Raw genomic sequence first — 654 nt, forward strand, 5'->3', positions numbered from 1 at the left:
ATTTATTGTCCCATCTTTTCTATATACTTTTTTCAAGAATGCCACCAGCATTTTTGCCGTGAGACACACTATCCTCATCTGATATATACATATAGCAAAATCTTTTCTTTGTCAAGAAACTTGATTTTTTTGCAAGAAAAAAACAGCGCTTTCGCACTGCTTCTCATTCCTGTCTATATTCCATGTACCTTCAAAACTACATACAGTCAAAACCAACATCATCATCCAAACCTATCACTGCTTTGGTTATGCCCTCGACCTATTAGTAACAGTCAGCTCCATGTGTTACCACACTTCCACCTCTGCCCTATCTACCTCGTCGTCTTCAAGGGGTCTTACTAACTTGACGTTATGGGATATCTTATCTTGAGGGGGGCTTCACGCTTAGATGCCTTCAGCGTTTATCCCTTCCCGGCTTGGCTACCCTGCCATGCATCTGGCGATGCAACAGATACACCAGCGGCCAGTCCATCCCGGTCCTCTCGTACTAAGGACAGCTCCTCTCAAATATCCTACGCCCACGCCGGATAGGGACCGAACTGTCTCACGACGTTCTGAACCCAGCTCGCGTACCGCTTTAATGGGCGAACAGCCCAACCCTTGGGACCTACTTCAGCCCCAGGATGCGATGAGCCGACATCGAGGTGCCAAACC

General features: G+C 47.2%; 1 rRNA gene. It reads right to left on the reverse strand.

The window, feature by feature from the left end:
- Positions 1-242: 242 nt before the first annotated feature.
- Positions 243-654: ribosomal RNA gene (locus WS34_RS15000) — 23S ribosomal RNA — on the reverse strand; the annotation flags it as partial.

Source organism: Odoribacter sp. N15.MGS-14 (assembly GCF_000980245.1).
GTDB lineage: Bacteria > Bacteroidota > Bacteroidia > Bacteroidales > Marinifilaceae > Odoribacter > Odoribacter splanchnicus.